We start from the raw sequence: 18157 nt of genomic DNA on the forward strand, positions 1-18157 counted from the left end.
GCCGGGTGCCATGTCAGAGCCCGTTGTCCAAGCCCCTGCCCGTGCCGCATCCGGTCGCATCGCCGACTGGCTGACGGCACGGGATCATGCCGTCTTCCATGCCGTTGCCGCACGCCACTGGCCGGGAGCCGACCGGGTGCTGCCCCGGCTCAGCCAGAGCGCCAACCACGGGCTGCTGTGGTTCGGGGCGGCAGCCGGCATCGCCGCGTTCGGCGGCAGCACCCGCTCCCGCCGCGCCGCGATCCGCGGCGTGGCCTCCCTCGCGCTTGCCTCGGCCACCGTGAACACCGTCGGCAAGCGCTCCGTACGCCGGATAAGGCCGGTGCTGGACGCCGTACCGCTGATGCGTCAGCTCAAGCGGCAGCCCATCACCACGTCCTTCCCGTCCGGCCACTCCGCGTCCGCCGCCGCGTTCGCGACCGGTGTCGCCCTGGAGTCCAAGGGCTGGGGCGCCGCCGTCGCACCGGTGGCGGGCGCGGTCGCGCTGTCCCGCGTCTACACGGGCGCGCACTTCCCCAGTGACGTGCTGGTCGGCGCCGCGCTCGGGGTGGGCGCCGCCTTCGCCATACGGGGTCTGGTACCGACCAGGGACCAGTTGCCCTCCCCCGGCCGCCCGCACACCGACGCGCCCCGGCTGCCCGGCGGGCGGGACCTGATCGTGGTCGTCAACAAGGCATCCGGCAGCGCCGCCGCCAAGGCCGCTCTCGTACGGGAGGCCCTGCCGGAGGCCGAAGTCCGCGAGGTGGACCCGTCCGACCTGTGCGCCGAGATCGACAAGGCCGTGGAGGGCGGCAGGGCGCTCGGCGTGTGCGGCGGGGACGGCACCGTGAACCGCGCCGCCGTGGCCGCCGCCGGAGCCGGGATCCCGCTCGCCGTGTTCCCCGGCGGCACCCTCAACCACTTCGCGTACGACCTGAACATCGAGACCGTGCAGGACACCTGCCGGGCGGTGGAGGCGGGCGACGCGGTGAAGGTGGACCTGGGCCGTTTCACCCCGGGCCCCGGCCCCGACGGCGCCCCCGGATACTTCCTCAACACCTTCAGCCTGGGCGTCTACCCGGAGATGGTCCGCATCCGCGAGCACTGGTCGCCGCGCATCGGCGGCTGGCCCGCCGGAGTGCTCGCCGCGTACGAGGTGCTGCGCAGGGAAAGGCCGTTGAAGGCCGAGGTGCGGGGCAAGAGCCGCGGCATGTGGATGCTGTTCGCCGGCAACGGCCTGTACCAGCGGATGGGTCCGACGCCGGGCCGCCGCTTCGACCTCGCCGACGGGCTCCTCGACGTGCGGGTGGTGCACGGGGGGCGGCTGCCGGGGCTGCGGCTCATGCTCGCGGCGCTGTCGGGGCCGCTGAGCCGCTCGCCGTTCCACGCGGCGGGGCGGATGCGGCGGGTGCGGGTCGCGGGCCTGGAGCCGGGGACACCGCTGGCGTTCGACGGCGAGGTCGTGGAGGCCCCGTCCGCCTTCGTCGTCGACAAGGCGGACGAGGCGCTCACCGTGTACCGGCCGCTGCCTACCGTGCAGACGGCTCTGTAGAGCCGGTCCGCTGCCCCGGGACGAGTTCGCCGTCGGCGTCCTCGTCCGTGGGGGCCTCCGTCACATCGAGGAAGACCTGGTCGGCCTCCGGCCAGGTCTTCCGTATGCGCTGCTTGATGCGCTCGGAGACCAGTTCGACCTGCTCGCTCTCCAGGCCGGGCATCAGGTCGATGCGGGCGGCCACGAGGGTCGACTCCATGCCCAGGCGCATGGTGAGCAGCGACGCCACCCGGTCGATCTCGGGCTGTTCGTCGAGGAGGCCGCGGATGCCGTCGCGGAGTTCGGGGTCGACGGCCTCGCCGATGAGCTGGGCGCGGGCGTCGGAGCCGAGCCGGTAGGCCACGTACACCAGGAGCAGTCCGATGGTGAGCGAGGCGGCGGCCTCGTAGGCGACCTGGTGGGTCACCATGTGCAGGATCATGCCGGCCATGGCGACCAGGACGCCGACCACGGCGGTGCCGTCCTCGGCGATGACGGTGCGCAGCGCCGGGTCGTTGCCGAGGCCCTTGCCGGGCTGCTTGCGGACCTGCCACAGGGCGCGGGCCAGCGAGGTGCCCTCGGCGACCAGGGCCACGAAGAGGACGACGAGGCCCGCGGCGTAGCCGTCGGTGGACCCGGCCGCCGACGGGGCCCTGAGGGCTTCGATGCCCTGGTAGAAGGAGAACCCGGCGCCGAGTACGAAGATGCCGACGGCCGCGAGCAGCGACCAGAAGTAGCGCTCCTTGCCGTAGCCGAAGGGGTGCCTGCGGTCGGCGGGGCGGCGGCTGCGGCGCAGCGCGGCGAGCAGGAAGACCTCGTTGATGCTGTCGGCGACGGAGTGGGCCGCCTCCGACAGCAAGGCGGGCGAGGAGGCGAGGAGGCCGCCGACGGCCTTGGCGGCGGCGATGACCAGGTTGGCCGCCAGGGCCACCAGGATCGTGACGCGGGTCTTGCGGTCGGATTCACCGGTCGCGGGCTCGTGTGCGGATGCGCCGCTCGCGGGCTCGTGCTCGGATGCGCCGCTCGCGGGCTTGGGTGTGCTCACCGCGGTCAGTTCCGGGGAAGGAGGGGGCCGAGGGGGCCCAGGTCGATGTTGAGGTCCTCGGGCTCCAGGCCGAACTTCTCCCGGAGGATGTCCATCCGGTCCTCCAGCAGCATCAGCGTCATGCCGATCCGCTCCTCCTGGTCCTCGGTGAGCTCGCCGGTGTCGACGCGGCGCAGTGCCTGGCGTTCCATGAGCTGGCGGAGCAGCTCGACGACGGTCAGGACGAGTTTGGCCAGGTCGCGTTCGACGGTGTCGGCGTCGAGCTCGACCTGCTTGCGGCGGGCCTCGTCACCGGTGGTGGCCGGGGCGGCGCCGGTGGAGCCGAGACTGATGTTGCCGGCCCTGCCGGTTGCCACCGCCTCGTCCAGGTCGGCGGTGGCGAATTCCGCGCTCGTGGTGGTACCGGGCATGTCGGTGAGGGCGGCGAGGATGTCGTCGTTCACGGCAGCTCCCTTCCTCTCCATGTCGGGGTCGGGCATGTCAGTTCATGTCCTCGAAGGGCGAAGGGACGTTCTCGCTGACCGAGCTGATGAGGGCGTTGAGGTCGATGCGCACAAGATCGACGTCCGCGATCCGCAGGGTCAGGTCGCCGGAGAGCACCACCCCGCCGCCGAGGAGCCGGTCCAGCAGGTCGACGAGGGCGATCTCGCGCTGGGCGAGCGCGTCGATGTCGTGGTCGTCGGTGTAGTGGCTCATACGAGTCGTCCCTTTCCGCCGTCCGGCTCGTCGCCGATGTCGGCGAAGGAGTACGGGGCCCAGGGGCCGGTCAGCTCCAGCCGTACCCCGCTGCCCTCCTGTGGAGTGAGCGCCCGCACCTGCTCGACGAACGCCTCGCTGCCGGTGCGCGGCACCAGGTAGGCGGCGTTGAGCACGTTCTGGCCGCTCTGCCCGGAGAGCCTGCCGTCCTGGAGGCGGTGCAGCAGTGCGTGCTCGGCGGACTCCGAGAGCTCCGCGTGGACCTTGCGGCACAGCGCGTCGGCCCTGCGGGAGTCGGTCTCGCGGGAGCGCTTGCGGGCGAGCCGCTGCTGGAGGTAGCTGCGTCCGGCTCCCGGGCTGTCGGGGGCGGGCGGCGGCGTGGCCTCGGCGGCGGGCTTCGGCGCGGCTTCGGCGTACACCTTGACCCCCCACTCGACCCGCCCGTCGAGGCGCTCCAGTGCCCGTACGAAGCGGGCGCGGCCGTCCTCCAGGAGTCGCCGGACCCCGTCGTCGTCGCGGCACACGGTCGCCAGGCGCAGCGGCAGCGGGGTCGTGACGGTGGTCAGGGCGGTGACGACTGCCTGGTGGTTGCGGGCGGTGCCCGCGAGCCAGTCGAGGTCTTCGAGGTGGGCCTTGAGGGGCGCCTCGTCGAAGTCGGCAGCCGGCACATGGCTGACCACGGCGACCAGGTCGCCGTGGCGCAGCAGCCGGGGCGGTTCGCCGTCCAGGCCGCGCCCGCCCTCTTCGGGGAGGATTCCCTCGAAGGGGCGGGTCACGGCGTAGACGTAGCGGAGCTCCGCGGCCGAGGTGTCCTGGAACACCTCGTCGGGGCCGATGCTGCTCTGGTTGCCTGTCATGTCTGTCATGACTGTTCTGCTTGCCCGTCCTTCGCCTTTTCAAGCTCGGGGGCGGAGGCTTCCAGGTCGGCGATGCGCCGCTTGAGGCGTTCGTTCTCCTCGGCGATCTCGCGGCGCCTGGCTCCTGAGGAGAGCGAGGGGTCGTCCTCCCACCAGTCGATGCCCATCTCCTTGGCCTTGTCGACCGAGGCGACGATCAGCCGGAGCTTGATGGTCAGGAGCTCGATGTCCAGGAGGTTGATCTTGATGTCTCCTGCGATGACGACGCCCTTGTCCAGGACCCGTTCCAGGATGTCGGCGAGGTTCGCCCCGCCACCCGACCCGTACGGGTCGGGCATTCTGGCGGCAGTGCTCATCGGTTGCCCTTGTCTCCGGAGTCGGCGTACTCACGCTGCTTGCGGGAGTCGGCGTCCTCCTCGTCGTCCTCGACCAGTTCGGCGTCCTCGTACTCCGCCTCCGGGTCCTCTTCCTCTTCTTCCTCGTACTCGGCCTCGGGCGCGTCGTCCTCCTCGCCCTCCTCCTCGTACTCCGCCTCGGGCGCGTCGTCGTCCTCGGCACCCTCCTCGTCGTACTCGGCCTCCGGCTCGCCGTCCTCGTCCTCGGCGCCGTCCTCCTCGTACTCGGCGTCGGGGTCGTGCTCCTCGTCGCCCTCCTCGGCCTCTTCCTCGTCGTACTCGCCCTCGGGGCGGTCGGCGTCGGATTCGGCGTCCTCGGGGGCGTCGCCCTCGTGGCCCTCCTCCTCGGCGCGGGCCTCTTCCTCGCGGGCCTCTTCCTCCTCGGCGAGGGCGTCCTCGTGGGTCTTGACGACCTCGCCGTCCTCGATGGATCCGCGCCATCCGTCGTCGATCTCGCCCTTCATCGAGATGTGCCGGGCGTAGTTCTTGAGGTCGAGCCTGGCCCGGCGGCCCTGGGCGCGCCAGATGTTGCCGGTCTTCTCGAAGAGCCCCTTGGGGTAGTACTCGATGACCAGCAGCACACGGGTGAGGTTGTCGCCCAGCGCGTGGAAGGTGACGACACCCTTCGTGGTGCCCTTGGCGCCCTCGGAGGTCCAGGAGAGCCGCTGGTCGGGGATCTGCTGGGTGGTGTGCGCCTTCCAGCTCCGGTTGGACCAGAAGACCTTGAGCTTCCAGTCGGAGGTGGTGTCGTCGGCGGTGGTCGCGCTCTTGACGCCCTTGGCGAAGGTGGAGAAGTCCTCGTAGCGGGTCCACTGGTCGTAGGCGACCCGGACGGGCACGCCGACGTCGATGGTCTCCAGGATGACGATGGGCTTGCCGCCACCGCCGCCCTTCTTGCGCTTGCCCTTGCCACCGAACAGGCCGGAGAACGCGTCCTTGGCCTTGTCCTTCACGTGACCCGCGCCGAGCTCGACGGCGGTGCGCATCGGGCCCTTGCCCTCGGCGATCTTCTTTCCGCCGTCCAGGGCCAGCTTGGCGAAGCCGGGGCTGTTGCCCTCGGCTATGTCGTTGAGCTTGGTGGTGGACTCGCCGAGCTTGCGGCCCGCGCCTGTGAGGATGCGGGTGACCTGCGCGGCCAGGTAGGCCTGCGCCTCTTCCTTGAGACGGTCGGTGATCTCGGTGTCCGGCTTCAATGCGCCGGCTGCGCTCTTGAGGTCAGCCACGGTCCTGGCCCCCCTTCGCACCGCTCGTCCTGCGGGCGGCCGTCTTCTTCGCGGTGCCGGTGGCGCCGGAGGCCGTCTTGCGGGCGGTGCCCGTGGTCTTCTTCGCCGTGCCGCCCGCCGTCTTCTTCGCCGTACCGGAGGAGGCGGTCTTCTTGGCTGCGCTCCCGGCGGTGCCGGTGGACTTCTTGGCCGTACCGGACGAGGACGAGGAGCCGGAAGACCCGGAGGAGGACGAGGAGCCGGAGGACTGCTTGCGGGGGCGGGGCCTGCGGCGCGGTTCCTCGCGCTCCTCGGCCTCCTCCTCGCCGTCGTACTCCTCTTCGTCCTGCTTCTTGTCGTCCTTCAGGCTGCTGATGTCGGGAACGATGCCGGCGGCCTTGTCCTGCACGTTGAGCGTGCGGTCGTGCAGCTTGTCGGCGAGTCCGCTGAGCTGGCGGTTGATGATCGCGCCGGTGGCGGCCTTGCCGACGCCGCGCATGTCCTCGCGCAGCTGGTCGCCCATCTCCTTGAACTGCGGGTTGTTCTGCAGCTGCGAGGATGCGAAGTCCATCAGGGCCTTCGGGCTCAGCTGCAGCTTCTTGCCCGCGACGAACGTGCCGACGGCGAAGGCGAACTTGAGCTTCTTCGTCCGCCCCAGCAGATAGCCCGCTCCAACGGCGAGCCCCAGGCCGAGCCTGTTGTTCATGTCGCTCCTGCTTTCCGGTCGGTGGTCGGGTCCTGGCCGGGCCGGGCCCGGCCGAGGTCAGTTCCCAGGAGCCATCCGCTGCTTCTGCTCCAGCCGGTCGAGGAGTTCGTCCTCCCGGCGGTCGAACTCCGCCTCGTCGATCTCGCCGGCCTCCAGGAGCCCCTCAATGCGACGGAGTTCGCCCTGAATGGCCGACGGGTCGTAGTACTGCTTCTCCGCTTCCGCGACCACCTGCCGCAGCACCCAGCCGGTGCCGCGGACAGGGGCCATCGGAAGCAGCAGCAGCTCTCCCAGGAGACCCATGGCTGCTCATTCCACGAAGCTGTAGGGGGGCAGCGGTCCGTTCACCTGGAGGACCAGGTGCGGGGCCTCGCGCTGGAGCGCGTCCACCGCTTCGCTGAACGAGGCGGCGTCCTCGCGCCCCACCAGGAAGGACACGTTGGCCAGCCAGCCGGTGCTCTCGGGGCCGGGGCTGACGTCGACCGCCGCACCTTCCAGGGACTGGCGCACCAGATCCGCGTCCTGCTTCTCACGCTGCTGCACCGCCGCCACGACGCGCTCGCCGAGCTGCAGCTTCTGCTCGTAACTGCCGCCGCCCGCAGCCCTGTTGGCCTCGTTCAGCGTGCGCAGTTCGGCGTTCTCGGCCAGTACGTGGTGGAGTACGGCTTCTTCGTCGTGGGTGGCCTTGATGTTGTACTCGACCTTGCCCTCGAGCGCGTCGAGCCGCTCCAGGTAGTGCTTCTCGCGCTCGGCGAGGACGGTGTGCACCGCGTCGTCGTCGGGCGAGACACTGCCGAAGCGCATCGGCAGCACCGCGCCGGCCGCGCCGGCCTCGGAGAGCACGCTCTGATGGGCGAGCAGTTCACGGCGCTTGGGCCGCAGGTCCTCGGGGGCCTCGCTGACGACGGCCGTCAGTTCGCCGGTCCTGATGAGGCGGACGGGCCGAGGCGGGTCGCCGACTCCGCCCATCTGCTCGGGGAGCCCGGGGTGGGCGGCCCTGGTGATGCCGTACACGTAGGTGCTCATTCCTGCTCCTCCTTACGACGGGTGGTGGTACGCCGGGCCCGCGGCTTCGACTCGCTGCTGCCCTCACGCGCCTGCTGGAACGCGCCGGATATGGTCTCGGCGGCTCCGGACAGGGCGCCCTTGGTCTTGCCGGACGCGCCCTTCTCCATCATGTCGCCGGTGATGTCGGTCAGACCCGACGGCTTCTTGGCGCCGGTCTCCAGGTCGAGGCGGTTGCAGGCCTCGGCGAAGCGCAGATAGGTGTCCACGCTCGCCACCACGACACGGATGTCGATCTTCAGGATCTCGATGCCGACCAGGGAGACTCGGACGAACGCGTCGATGACGAGCCCCCGGTCGAGTACGAGTTCGAGAACGTCGTAGAGGCCGCTGGTACCGCCGCCGCCTCCACCTTGCTGTGCCGGAACAACGGACATGTCGACCGGTCCTCCTTCTCTTGTCGGTGCGCGGGCACCTCTCGGATGCGTGAGCACCCCTCGGGTGCGTGAGCCGCTCCTACTTCTTGTCGGCCCTGCCGCGTTCGTAGCGGCCGACGCGGCGATATCCGGTGAGCTCGCCGTCCGGGTCCAGCTGGACCTCGTACGACGCGATCAGGCTCATGGTGTCGGGGACGCGCTCGAGTTCGAGCACCTCCACCTTGAGCACCCAGCCGTCCTCCGTCTGCTCGAAGGAGGACACGGATTCCGCGGGCATACCGGTGAGTTCCGATATCTGCTCGCGAGCTGCGCGCAGCACTTGCATCGGACCCGGCTTACGAGCCGATTTCGGCTCTTCGCGTGGCTCCTCGCGCTGCTCTTCGCCCTGTTCTTCGTCGGCCTTGGCTGTCGATTTCTTCGGAGTGTTCTCTGATGTATTTGCCATGTCTGCCTCGGAGGTGCGTGTAACCCTGCACGTCTGGCGCAAACCCTCCACACCGTTGAGTTGTTCGAATCACCCCCGGGTACCTGTCGCGCCATGACGACGGCACACGGCGCGGAGTACCCATAGGTCCGCACGCGCATCCCCGCGCGACTGGACCGACTTCCCTGGTCACCCTGGCACTGGAGGATCATCGTCGGCCTCGGCACGGTGTGGATCCTCGGTGGCCTGGAAGTGACCATCGTCGGCAATATCGTCGTCGGGCTCGCCGGAGAAGGCAGCGGCATCGACATCACGACCGCACAGGTGACGACCACGGCCGCGGCGCTCTATGTGGCGGGGCCGTGCGTGGGCGCACTCTTCTTCGGCCGGCTCACCGACCTCTTCGGCCGCAAGAAACTCTTCATCATCACGCTCGCCGTCTATCTCGCGGCCACCGCGGCGACGGCCCTTGCGGAATCCGCCACGTTCTTCTTCGTGTGCCGCTTCTTCACCGGTTTCGGCATCGGCAGCGAATACGCGGCGATCAATTCCGCCATCGACGAACTGATTCCGAGCAGGCTGCGCGGCCGCATCGACCTGATCATCAACGGCACCTTCTGGGCGGGGGCGGCGCTGGGCGCGCTGGCCTCCGTCGCCCTGCTCGACACGGACCTCTTCCCGAAGGACCTGGGCTGGCGCCTCGCGTTCGGGCTCGGTGTGGTGCTGGGCCTGGTGATCCTGCTCGTACGGCGCCACGTCCCGGAGAGCCCGCGGTGGCTCATGGTGCACGGCAAGTCGCAGGAGGCGGACCGCATCGTCTCGGAGGTGGAGCACAAGGTCGCCGAGGAGGCCGGGGAGCCGCTGCCGGAACCCGAGGAGGAGATCACCGTCAGGCAGCGCGGCTCGATCGGCTTCCTGGAGATCATCCGGACGGTCTTCTCGCAGTACCGCAAGCGGGCGGTCCTGGGCCTGTCCCTCTTCATCGGGCAGGCGTTCCTCTACAACTCGATCACCTTCGGGTACGCGGTCATCCTGGAGAAGTTCTTCGACGTGGGCACGGGCTCCGCGGCGTACTACTTCGCGGTCATCGCGGTCGGCAACCTGCTGGGCCCGCTGGTTCTCGGGCACTTCTTCGACTCGGTGGGCCGGGTGCCGATGATCGCCGGGACGTACATCCTGTCGGGGCTGCTGCTGTTCGGCACCGCGGCGCTCTTCCAGAACGGGGCGCTGACGGCGACGACGATGACGGCGTGCTGGTGCGTCGTCCTCTTCTTCGCCTCCGCCGGAGCGAGTTCGGCGTACCTGACGGTCAGTGAGGTCTTCCCGCTGGAGACGCGGGCGATGTGCATCTCGTTCTTCTACGCGGTGGGCACGGCGCTGGGCGGGATTACCGGGCCGCTCCTGTTCAACGGGCTGGTGAGCAGCGGGAAGCCGGGGAACACGACGCTGGCGTTCTGCATCGGGGCGGCGCTGATGGTGGCGGCGGGACTGGTGGAGGCGTTCATCGGCGTCAAAAGCGAGCGCCGCAGCCTGGAGTCCATCGCCACCCCGCTGAGCGCCGTACCGTCGACGGGCGGCAAGGCGGCGTAGGGACGGATACCGCTGAGGGCGGCGGGGCCCGGTCGTGAGGCCCTGCCGCCCTCCTGCTTTCCGTACCGGATACCGTGCTCGGCTGCTTTCCGTACCGGTTGCCGCGCTCAGCGCACCATTGCCTTCTCCACCAGCAGGCGTGCGGCCGCGGCCACCGATTCGGCGTCGATGCCCGCACCGTGCAGCTGCTCGTCGGGGCTGGCCGATCCGGGCATGTGCGAGACGGCGAGGCGGACCAGGCGCGGGGTGGGCCGGCCGTCGGCGAACGCCTCGGCGACGGCGTCGCCGAGGCCGCCCTCCGGCCGGTGGTCCTCCACGGTGACCAGGCAGCCGGTCTCCTCGGCGGCGGTCCACAGCGCCGGTGCGTCGACCGGCTTGACGGAGTACAGGTCGATCACCCGTACGTCGATGCCGTCGGCCGCCAGCAGGTCCGCGGCCGCCAGCGCCTCGGGCACGGTCGTCCCGGCGGCGACCAGGGTCAGCCGGTCCTGCTCGCCGCGCCGCAGCACCTTGGAGCCGCCGACCGGGAACTCCTCGTCCGGGCCGTAGATCACGTCGCTCTTGGCCCTGCTGGTGCGCAGGTAACGGATGCCCTTGATGTCGGCCATGGCCGCGACCAGCTTCGCCGTCTGGTTGGCGTCGCACGGGCACAGGACGGTGCTGCCGTGCACGGCGCGCATCATCGCCAGGTCCTCCAGGCCCATCTGGGAGGGCCCGTCCTCACCGATCGCGACCCCGGCGTGCGAGCCGACCACGTTGAGGCCGGCCCGGCTGATCGCCGCCATCCGCAGGAAGTCGTGGGCGCGGGTGAGGAAGGCGGCGAACGTCGCGACGTACGGAACGTGGCCGCGCACCTGCATGCCGACGCCGGCCGCGACGAGGAGCTGTTCGGCGATGTAGCACTCGAAGTAGCGGTCGGGGTGCTCCTTGCCGAAGTACTCGGCCCGGGTCGAGTCGCCGACCTCGCCGTCCAGGACGACCACGTCGGCGCGCGCGGAGCCGAGCGCGGTGAGCGCCTCACCGAACGCGTCGCGTGTGGCGACCTGGTCGCCGCCCCCGCTGGTGGCGTCGTAGCGCGGCAGCGACAGGCCGCCGCCCGGCGCCGTGTGCGGCTCCGGGGCGTCCACCGGACCTGCCACGTCGACGTGCAGGGCACGGACCCCGCCGAGTTCGGCGATGGCGGCGGTGGCGTCGGGGAGGGGCTTGCCGTGCTTGCCCTCCTGGTCGGCGACCTCGTGGACGCCCTTGCCCTTGACGGTGCTCGCCAGGATCGCCGTGGGCCGGCCGGTCGTCGCGCGGGCCTCGGCGTACGCCCGGTCCACGGCCTCGGTGTCGTGGCCGTCGACCTCCACGGTGTGCCAGCCGAACGCGTCCAGCCGGCGGGCGTAGCCGTCCAGGTCCCTGCCGAGCCGGGTGGGGCCGCGCTGGCCGAGCCGGTTGACGTCGACGATCAGGGTGAGGTTGTCGAGCTGTTCGGCAGCCGCGTGCTCGACGGCCTCCCAGACCGAGCCCTCGGCCATCTCGCTGTCGCCGCTGATCACGTACACCCGGTTGGGGACCTTCTCCAGGCGCTTCGCGGCGAGTGCCACGCCCACGCCGACCGGCAGCCCCTGCCCGAGTGAGCCGGTCGCCACGTCCACCCAGGGCAGTCGCGGCGTCGGGTGCCCTTCGAGCCGGCTGCCCTGGCTGCGGAAGGTCAGCAGCTCCTCGTCGGTGATCGCGCCCGCCGCCCGGTAGAGGGCGTACAGCAGGGGCGAGGCGTGGCCCTTGGAGAGGATGAGGTGGTCGTTGCCGGGGTGGTCGGGGCGGTCGAAGTCGAAGCGCAGATGGTTCGCGAGGAGTACGGCGCCGAGTTCGGCGGCCGACATCGACGAGGTCGCGTGGCCGGACCCGGCGGCGTCCGTGGCGCGGACGGAGTCCACCCTCAACTGCTGTGCGAGTTCTGCGAGTTCGGTAGCGGTCAGACCTTCGGCTGGCATGTCTCTCCTCTGCGGCGCGGCGGCGTGGTGGCAGTGGGTGGAGGTGGTTCGCGGACCGGTACCGCGTGCCCTCCCCCGGCCCGCCCAAACGCCGTGATCGGTGTGTTTCCGGACGTCACCGCGGGTTACCCGGGACAGTGGCAGTTCTCCTCGTCCGGAAGGAGCACCTCCCATGACCGCGTTCGGCTGCTTGCTTTCGCGCGAGGAGTCCGGGTAGTGCTGCCACAGGTTCAGGAGCCTTGAGATGAGGCTGACCCAGGACGCCCACCGGCCTGACCCCACTTGGCGCCCGACGCTGCGCACCCGGCTTTCGTACCTCATCGCCCGCATGCGGTCCGTCCTCGCGCGGCGGCGGAACGCGTGACGGGGCCGTGACCACCGCGAGTGCTTCCGGGACGGCAGACGGCGAGCCCCTCCTGCCGCTCGAACAGCTCGAGGTGACGTGTTCCTCGATGCCCACCGACGCCCCGCTCCCCGGGGGCGGGGGTCAGACCGTCCAGGGGACGCGGCAGGTGTGCGGCCCCGTGCCTTCCGGGCACAGGCCGTGCAGCACCGCCTTGCGGATGGCCCGCCAGTTCTTCAGGGAGCACTCCAGGCGGATACGGAGCTCGACCGGCGCGCGGGCGCCGCTGTCCTGGCCCGGGTGCTCGATGGCCCACTGTTCGGCGAGGAAGTCCAGCCCCTCGGCGGTCGTGGTACCGCTGGGGAAGGTGTGGGCGACGCACAGGTCGACGATCCGGGCGTTTCGCGGGCGTACGGCCCGGTGGACGAGACCGGTCACCCACTCCAGGCCCTCCTCGTCCGCGTACAGTCCGAAACTCATCGCGCGCTTCCCCATGGACAGCGGTTTCCTCACGTCAGGGCGGTGTGTCCGCGTGGGCGCGTACGGTGGCGCACGCGCGGCCGGAGGGGAACGATGCCACCGCGCCGCCCCCTCCGCGAGCGCATTTCGGCAGGCCCCGGCAGGGGTGGTCGCGGAACCGCGGGGGCCCGCTACTTCCGTCCCACCTCAGGGGCGTTCCCCGGTACCGGCGGCGCCCCGGGTACGGAGGTGACGGCCGAGGTCGCCGCACCGGGTTCGGCCCCGGGGGCCACGTCCAGCCCGCCCGCACCCGCACCCGCACCCTTGCCCGGCCGGGCGCGGAACACCGCGTCGGCACTCCGGTGGGCACGGTCCGCCGTCTCCGCGCCCGGCCGGGGCCTGGCCGCCCCGTGCAGCATCACGGCCGCGCCCAGCAGTACCGCGGCGACGATCAGCGCGGATGCCCACATCGGCAGCACGAGGCCGAGCGCCAGCACCGCCCCGGCCACCATTGCCGCCCCGCCGTAGAACCCCGCCGCGCCCGCACCCGCGTACAGGCGCGCCGGGCGGCGCTGTTCCCTCATCCCCTCGCGCAGTTCCGCCGCGACGGCATCGCGCACCACTTGGGCCATCTCCTGCGCCGGATTCACGTGCGGTGGCGCGCCCGTGACTCCACCCAGGCCCTTGCCCGGGTCCGGCCTCGTCTCCCTCTGCGTACTCATGTAAGGCGCGTACCCGGCCGATACCCGCCTACGCACAGCCCTTCCCCCGCAAGCGTCGTGTCCACATAGCAAAACGCTGGTCTCACCATGCAACACACGCGCGTACGGTGAACCCACTCACCGCCGACACCGCGCGAACGGGGTTCCGCCATGCCGAAAGAGACCGCCGTCTACACCCACGGCCACCACGAGTCCGTACTGCGCTCGCACACCTGGCGCACCGCCGAGAACTCCGCCGCCTACCTGCTGCCCCACCTCCGCCCCGGCGCACGCGTGCTGGACGTAGGGTGCGGCCCCGGCACCATCACTGCCGATCTGGCACGGCTGGTCGGCCCGGACGGCCGGGTGACCGGCGTGGACGCGGCACCCGGGATTCTGGAGCGGGCCCGCGCCACAGCGGCCGAACGCGGCCTGCGCAACACCGAGTTCGCCTCCGCCGACGTGCACGATCTGCCTTTCCCTGACGACGCCTTCGACGTGGTCCACGCCCATCAGGTGCTCCAGCACGTCGGCGACCCGGTCGGCGCACTGCGCGAGATGCGGCGGGTCTGCCGGCCGGGCGGCCTGGTCGCCGCCCGCGACGCCGACTACGCGGCGATGACCTGGTACCCCGGATTCCCGGTACTGGACGACTGGCTGGACCTGTACCACCGGGTGGCCAGGGCGGGCGGCGGCGAACCGGACGCCGGCCGGCGGCTGCGCGCCTGGGCCCGGCGGGCGGGCTTCACCGACGTCCGTTCCTCGGCGGCGAGTTGGTGCTACGCAAGCGAGGAGGAGCGCGGCTGGTGGAGCGGCCTGTGGGCGGACCGGACCACGGATTCCGCGTACGCGGCTCTCGCCGTGGCGGGCGGGCACGCGACCGAGGGGCAGCTCGAGGAGATCGCCGACGCGTGGCGGCAGTGGGGCGCCCACGAGGACGCCTGGTTCATGGTCCCGCACGGCGAGATCCTCTGCCGTGCCTGACGACCGGTGCAAGGGCACACCCCCGCGCCCCGGCACCCGGCACCCGGCACGGCGGTTTACCCGCGAACCGATCACACCTCCGCTGCGCCCCAACTACCCTCGCCACCATGGAAATCCTGGGCACCACGCTGCGCATCTACCTCGACGACCTCGCCGCACTGGACACCACGGCAGCCTTCTACGAACGCATCACCGGCACCCCGGCGCAGCGCTTCGAGCGCGGCGGGGTGTCGGTCGCCGCCGTCGGCTGCTTCCTGCTGATGAGCGGTCCGCGCGAGGAGATCGACCTCTTGCGCAAGGTGGCGGCGACGGTCGCTGTGGCCGACGTGGAGCAGGCCCATCTCACCCTGACGGCCGCCGGGGCGCAGGTCATCGCGGGCCCGGTGGCGACGCCGGTGGGCCGCAACCTGATCGCGCTGCACCCCGACGGCTCGGTGTTCGAGTACGTGGACCGCGGCGGCCCCCAGGCGCAGTGAGGGGTCCGGCGAGAACACGGCCGGGGTGCTGCGGCGGGAGCACGACGGTCTGGTGCGGCGGGAGCACGGCCGGGTGAGCGGCCCGCAGGGCGGCCGCCAGGCCACCCGTCACCCGTCTCGCCGCGTCACCCCTCCCCCGCCCGCAGCCGGAAGTCGTAGTGCGCGGGCACCGGTTCGTCGGTGAGCGTGGCCCATACGTCGCTGAGGACGGTCGAGCCCTCGCGCAGGTCGGCCACCTCGAAGCCCGCGTCGAACACCGCCCGTGCGGCCTCGGTGTCGCCCTCCGCCGCCAGCAGGACCGCCTCGACGAGCCGGAACCTGCCCTTCGCCCTGGTCCCGGGGTGCACGCCTGCCCAGACGGTACGGGCCTGTCCCGGGCGGCCCGCGGCCAGCAGCGCCTCGACGGCCTCCCGGCCGAGAGCTGCGGTGGCGGCCGTCCACTCCTCGCTCTCGCCCCGGTCCGCGCGGAGTCCCGCGAAGGCTTCGGCGTACAGGTCGGCGGCCCGCTCCCCGTTCCCCGCCTCCCGGTCGGCGAGTGCCAGACAGCGCAGCAGCGGCCAGCGGGACGCCGCCGTCCTGAGGCCGCGCTCCCAGCTGCGCACCGCCTGGGCGAGGTCGCCCGCGTGCCACTGCGCGACTCCGAGGTGGTACTCGGTGAGCGGTTCGGCGGGAGCGGTCTCCAGCATGTCGCGCCAGTGCGGGGCGACCAGGGTCGGGCCCGGCGGGGTGGCTCCGCCCGGCTGCGGGAAGACGCCGGTGCGCAGCAGCTCCAGCCAAGGCGCCTGCTGTTCCCCCAGGGTGGACTCGCGGAACGGGATGCCCGGCAGCTCGTGCCCGGCCCGCAGGACCTCCAGCGCGCCCCACCCGGAGCCCGTCGCCAGGATCTCGCCCGGCGGGAGGTCCGCGTGCGCCAGCCAGGCGGTGCGGGCCTCTTCGACGGCGTCCCGCGGCAGCGCTGCCTCCAGGGCGTGCTCCGCCGCCGCCCGCGCCGCGGCCCAGTCCTCGCTGTGCACGGCCGCCGGGTTCGCCGCGAGGGGCCCGTACGCCTCCAGCCAGCTGAATTCCGCGCCGGGGTCGAGGGGCACGTGCTCCAGCTGGGTACGGGCGAGCCCGGCCTGTATCTCGGCGTAGCCGGGCGCGCCGGGCTCGGTCAGCCACTCCTGCCAGCGGCGTCCGCCGTCGCCGGTGCCCCAGAGGAAGAGCTTGCGGCCGCGCAGGGTGTCCGTGGAGGTCTGCACGAGGCCCCGGCCCGCCCCGTCCAGCGCGGCGATCCACTTCCGGGACTGCTCGGGCACTTCGTAGAAGTAGTCGGCGGGGGCGTCGCCGCGCGCCGGGTAGCTGCGGTCGACGTCCTTCGGGCGGGGCACGGGTACCCGGCTCAGGGTCTGCTCGTACCCGAAGTGCCAGGCCTCGTCGGCGGGGGCGAGGACCCGGGTGCGGTCGGTCTGCTCGACGGCGGTGTTGGACCACCAGTAGGCCGGCACGGACCGCTCGTGCGGATTGCGGATCCGTACGCCCACGTACAGGAAGGCGGAGTCGGCGGGCAGCCACAGGTCCACCTGGAACGGCAGGTCGCGCAGCCGCTCCCACTCCCACAGCCGGACCATGTCGCCGCCGTCGGGGGCGGGCACGACGGCCGCGTGCAGGGGTGCGCAGGTGAGGGTGGTGTGGCCGGTGGCGCCGATGTTCCACTCGATGCCGCCGGAGAACCAGGCCCCGTTAAGGGCGAAATCGGCCGGCTGGAGGACAGGGTTGCGATGGACGAGTTCGCGGCCGGAGGCCTTGTCGTGGAGGGAGTGGATCCGGCCGCCGAGGCCGGGCAGTACGGTCACCCGCAGCCGGGCGTTCTCGATCACCACGGCGTCGAAGTCGGTGTCGGTGCGCTCGCGCCCGTATCCGTCGAGCGTCCTGACCGGCAGCGGCGTACGCGGCGGGGCGTGCCCCAGCTGACGGGCCATGTCGCGCGGCATCGTCTCCTTGGCCCGCTCGTCGAGGACATGGACCCGGTCGAGGGCGCACAGGGCCGGCAACGGGTTCTCCGGGCCCAACGGGGCCGCGGGCAGGGTCAGTACGGCACGTCGCACCGTCGTGGCCAAAACAACCTCACTCGGATCCTGGCATGTCCGCGCGCACCGGGCACGCGCCTCATGCTCATCCATCCGAACACGGCGGGTACCGCCCTGACCAGGGGTTCCGGCAGTCAGGATTGAGCAAAGGCGGCCCCGGGCAGGGGCGCTGGTGACGCCCCCGGCAGCCGTCACGCCGTGCGGGGCCGCAGCTCCGGTGCGGTGAGCGCCCAGCGCTCGTGGTCGCGCCAGGCCCCGGCGAGGAAGAGGAAGTCCGGCGAGTAGCCCTCGTAGCGGAAGTGCGCGCGCCGGACGAGGGCGAGCGAAGCCGCGTTGCCGGGCTGGATGTTGGCCTCCAGGCGGTGCAGTCCGAGCCGGCCGAAGGCGTGCTCCAGGACGAGGGAGAGGCCCTCGGACATCAGGCCGCGGCCGGTGGCGTGGGCGAACGCGCCGTAGCCGAGGGTGCCGTTCTGGAAGGCACCCTCGACGATGTTGTTGATGTTGATGAAGCCCGCGATGCGGCCGTCGTCGCGGGTGCAGACGAGGAAGCCCGCGCGGGTCGGGTCCTGGATGAGGGTGCCCGCGTAGCCGCGGTAGGCCTCGGTGTGCTCCGGCGGGGCGAGCCAGGGCCGGTGCAGCTCCCGGCTCTCGCGGACCCGTGCGGTGAACTCCTCGGCGTCGTCGAGGCGGAACGGCCGGATGGCCACCCGGGGCCCTGTGGCGAGGTGGATGACGGTGCGGGCGACGGGTTCGGACATCCGGCCAGGCTACGTCGGGGTGCGCCGGGGCCCGCGCCGGGATCAGGGGCCAGGGACCGGAGGTCCGGGGTCAGGGGCACCTCTCGTTGGTCTTGACCACGCCCAGGTGAAGCGTGCCGCCGCTCAGTCTGGTGCCGCCCTTGGGCGACTGGGAGCAGACCTTCCAGTTGGGCGGCCAGAGCACCTTGCGGCGCTGTCCGCTGAGGTCCCTGAGGTCGAGGGCGGTCTCGGCGCTCACCGTGGAGTAGACGCGGAAGAGGTTGCGGCCCACGAAGTTCGGCAGCGGGTCGGGCGTGTCCCTGGCCACTGCGCGGACCGTGCCCGGGGCGGGTGCCGTCGCCACGGAGGCCGGTGCCGTCGCAGGGGTCGCCACGGAGGCCGGTGCCGTCGCCGCCGTCGCCGCCCCCGCGGAGGCCGCCGTCAGAGCCAGTACCGCACCGGCCGCCACCGTCGCCGCACGCTTCCGCATCACTGGAGCCTCCTGGAGCAGTCGCCGCACAGCACGCCCGGCGCGGCTGTCGCGT

The 18157-nt window shown here is 71.8% G+C and carries 21 protein-coding genes; 4 read left to right on the forward strand and 17 right to left on the reverse strand.

The window, feature by feature from the left end; translation table 11 throughout:
• Nucleotides 1-10: 10 nt before the first annotated feature.
• A complete protein-coding gene (locus ACFWVV_RS16295) occupies nt 11-1531 on the forward strand; it encodes a bifunctional phosphatase PAP2/diacylglycerol kinase family protein (protein WP_384352610.1) in 1521 nt (506 codons plus the stop codon).
• On the opposite strand, the gene ACFWVV_RS16300 is transcribed toward ACFWVV_RS16295, so the two are convergent.
• The 11 genes from ACFWVV_RS16300 to ACFWVV_RS16350 all read right to left on the reverse strand — a co-directional run bounded on the left by ACFWVV_RS16300 (nt 1509) and on the right by ACFWVV_RS16350 (nt 8298).
• A complete protein-coding gene (locus tag ACFWVV_RS16300) occupies nt 1509-2555 on the reverse strand; it encodes a cation diffusion facilitator family transporter (protein WP_384352607.1) in 1047 nt (348 codons plus the stop codon). The genes ACFWVV_RS16295 and ACFWVV_RS16300 overlap by 23 nt on opposite strands.
• A 5-nt stretch (nt 2556-2560) precedes the next feature.
• Nucleotides 2561-2791, reverse strand: a complete 231-nt coding sequence (locus ACFWVV_RS16305; protein WP_384352813.1) for a gas vesicle protein K — start codon at nt 2789-2791, stop codon at nt 2561-2563.
• A gap of 244 nt (nt 2792-3035) precedes the next feature.
• Nucleotides 3036-3251, reverse strand: a complete 216-nt coding sequence (locus ACFWVV_RS16310) for a gas vesicle protein (RefSeq protein ID WP_384352604.1) — start codon at nt 3249-3251, stop codon at nt 3036-3038.
• Nucleotides 3248-4108, reverse strand: a complete 861-nt coding sequence (locus ACFWVV_RS16315) for a GvpL/GvpF family gas vesicle protein (RefSeq protein WP_384352810.1) — start codon at nt 4106-4108, stop codon at nt 3248-3250. The genes ACFWVV_RS16310 and ACFWVV_RS16315 overlap by 4 nt, the downstream gene beginning before the upstream one ends.
• Nucleotides 4109-4113: 5 nt before the next feature.
• Nucleotides 4114-4464, reverse strand: coding sequence for a gas vesicle protein (locus tag ACFWVV_RS16320; protein ID WP_384352600.1), 351 nt, complete (start codon nt 4462-4464; stop codon nt 4114-4116).
• On the reverse strand, nt 4461-5726 hold the full coding sequence (locus tag ACFWVV_RS16325) for an SRPBCC family protein (protein WP_384352597.1): 1266 nt from the start codon (nt 5724-5726) through the stop codon (nt 4461-4463). Before ACFWVV_RS16325 ends, ACFWVV_RS16320 begins: the two co-directional genes overlap by 4 nt.
• The gene (locus tag ACFWVV_RS16330) at nt 5719-6411 is read right to left on the reverse strand and encodes a DNA primase (protein ID WP_384352594.1); all 693 of its coding nucleotides are present in this window, start codon (nt 6409-6411) and stop codon (nt 5719-5721) included. The genes ACFWVV_RS16325 and ACFWVV_RS16330 overlap by 8 nt, the downstream gene beginning before the upstream one ends.
• 57 nt (nt 6412-6468) lie before the next feature.
• Nucleotides 6469-6714 carry a gas vesicle protein GvpG gene (locus tag ACFWVV_RS16335; protein WP_384352591.1) on the reverse strand — a complete coding sequence of 82 codons (246 nt, stop codon included), beginning with the start codon at nt 6712-6714 and terminating at the stop codon, nt 6469-6471.
• Nucleotides 6715-6720: 6 nt separating this feature from the next.
• Nucleotides 6721-7437, reverse strand: coding sequence for a GvpL/GvpF family gas vesicle protein (locus tag ACFWVV_RS16340; protein ID WP_384352589.1), 717 nt, complete (start codon nt 7435-7437; stop codon nt 6721-6723).
• Nucleotides 7434-7853 (reverse strand): gas vesicle structural protein GvpA, encoded by a 420-nt coding sequence (locus ACFWVV_RS16345; protein ID WP_384352586.1) that lies wholly within the window; start codon nt 7851-7853, stop codon nt 7434-7436. The genes ACFWVV_RS16340 and ACFWVV_RS16345 overlap by 4 nt, the downstream gene beginning before the upstream one ends.
• 79 nt (nt 7854-7932) lie before the next feature.
• Nucleotides 7933-8298, reverse strand: coding sequence for a gas vesicle protein (locus ACFWVV_RS16350; protein ID WP_384352584.1), 366 nt, complete (start codon nt 8296-8298; stop codon nt 7933-7935).
• 138 nt (nt 8299-8436) lie between these two features.
• On the opposite strand from ACFWVV_RS16350, the gene ACFWVV_RS16355 reads away from it, so the two are divergent.
• Complete coding sequence (locus tag ACFWVV_RS16355; protein ID WP_384352807.1) at nt 8437-9867, forward strand: MFS transporter; 1431 nt, start codon at nt 8437-8439, stop codon at nt 9865-9867.
• A 107-nt stretch (nt 9868-9974) separates the two neighbouring features.
• On the opposite strand, the gene ACFWVV_RS16360 is transcribed toward ACFWVV_RS16355, so the two are convergent.
• The 3 genes from ACFWVV_RS16360 to ACFWVV_RS16370 all read right to left on the reverse strand — a co-directional run bounded on the left by ACFWVV_RS16360 (nt 9975) and on the right by ACFWVV_RS16370 (nt 13370).
• A complete protein-coding gene (locus ACFWVV_RS16360; protein WP_384352581.1) occupies nt 9975-11846 on the reverse strand; it encodes a transketolase in 1872 nt (623 codons plus the stop codon).
• Nucleotides 11847-12333: 487 nt separating this feature from the next.
• Nucleotides 12334-12669: a hypothetical protein gene (locus ACFWVV_RS16365; RefSeq protein WP_384352578.1), complete on the reverse strand. Its 336-nt coding sequence runs from the start codon at nt 12667-12669 to the stop codon at nt 12334-12336.
• Between the two features lie 170 nt (nt 12670-12839).
• Nucleotides 12840-13370, reverse strand: a complete 531-nt coding sequence (locus ACFWVV_RS16370; protein WP_384352575.1) for a phage holin family protein — start codon at nt 13368-13370, stop codon at nt 12840-12842.
• Between the two features lie 150 nt (nt 13371-13520).
• On the opposite strand from ACFWVV_RS16370, the gene ACFWVV_RS16375 reads away from it, so the two are divergent.
• Nucleotides 13521-14333, forward strand: coding sequence for a methyltransferase domain-containing protein (locus ACFWVV_RS16375; protein WP_384352572.1), 813 nt, complete (start codon nt 13521-13523; stop codon nt 14331-14333).
• 107 nt (nt 14334-14440) lie between these two features.
• A complete protein-coding gene (locus ACFWVV_RS16380) occupies nt 14441-14809 on the forward strand; it encodes a VOC family protein (protein ID WP_384352570.1) in 369 nt (122 codons plus the stop codon).
• A 125-nt stretch (nt 14810-14934) separates the two neighbouring features.
• Here ACFWVV_RS16380 and ACFWVV_RS16385 read toward each other — a convergent pair whose 3' ends face one another.
• The 3 genes from ACFWVV_RS16385 to ACFWVV_RS16395 form a co-directional block, all read right to left on the reverse strand.
• Nucleotides 14935-16905 (reverse strand): DUF5107 domain-containing protein, encoded by a 1971-nt coding sequence (locus tag ACFWVV_RS16385; protein WP_384352568.1) that lies wholly within the window; start codon nt 16903-16905, stop codon nt 14935-14937.
• 161 nt (nt 16906-17066) lie between these two features.
• Nucleotides 17067-17633, reverse strand: a complete 567-nt coding sequence (locus tag ACFWVV_RS16390) for a GNAT family N-acetyltransferase (protein ID WP_384352567.1) — start codon at nt 17631-17633, stop codon at nt 17067-17069.
• Nucleotides 17634-17703: 70 nt separating this feature from the next.
• On the reverse strand, nt 17704-18102 hold the full coding sequence (locus tag ACFWVV_RS16395; RefSeq protein ID WP_384352565.1) for a hypothetical protein: 399 nt from the start codon (nt 18100-18102) through the stop codon (nt 17704-17706).
• Nucleotides 18103-18157: the final 55 nt, after the last annotated feature.

The organism is Streptomyces sp. NPDC058663, from assembly GCF_042716745.1.
Classification (GTDB): domain Bacteria; phylum Actinomycetota; class Actinomycetes; order Streptomycetales; family Streptomycetaceae; genus Streptomyces.